Source organism: Streptomyces sp. URMC 123 (assembly GCF_051386515.1).
Lineage (GTDB): Bacteria > Actinomycetota > Actinomycetes > Streptomycetales > Streptomycetaceae > Streptomyces.
Genome location: NZ_JBPQTV010000686.1, coordinates 1 through 602 on the forward strand (window position 1 = coordinate 1; position 602 = coordinate 602).

1 protein-coding gene is annotated in these 602 nt (G+C 77.1%); it reads right to left on the bottom strand.

Features of this window, described 5'->3' with window-relative positions; genetic code table 11:
• Positions 1 to 29: 29 nt before the first annotated feature.
• The coding region (locus ACSNOD_RS31635) for a hypothetical protein (RefSeq protein WP_436770509.1) at positions 30 to 602 on the bottom strand (573 nt) is incomplete at its 5' end.

Sequence of the window (602 nt, forward strand, 5' to 3'; positions counted from 1 at the left end):
CGCATCCCCTGGGAGGGGGCGGGCGGGGGTCACCAGAGGGTCACCCGGACGCGGAGGAAGCGCGCGTCCCGGTCGTCCTCCCACACGGCGCCGGCCAGGCGCCCCTCCGTGGTCGCGAAGCACAGCCTCCCGGCGGTCGCCCGGCCGGTGTCGACGACGAACCGCCGGTCCTCGGTGGGCACCCTGAGGAGCCGGCGGAGACACTCGCTCAGGCTCGTCCCGTCGGAATCGGCGGTCCATACCTGCCCGCGGTGCACCTGGAGCCGGACGGTGGAGTCGCCCACCCTGGCACTTCGCAGATCGACGCCCGGCCCCAGGGTGCGCCGGGGGGTGTTCGCGTCGAGGTCGTAGCCGGTCTCGGACTCGCGGTCGAAGTACAGCAGGACGTCGGGGCGCGTGTACGGGTCGCGGGCGGGGTCCCGGGGGAACGGCTCCACCACGGGGCCCTGCGCCCCGGGCTCGACCGGCCGCGCGCTCGGCGGGGCCTCGAGGTGGGAGTTCCCGCCGTCCCCCACCCGGTGGGGTCTCGTCGAGCTCGGCGCCAGCATGAGCCCCGGGGTCAGCACCGTGGCCGTCAGGGCCGCGGCCGCCCCCCCCCCCGC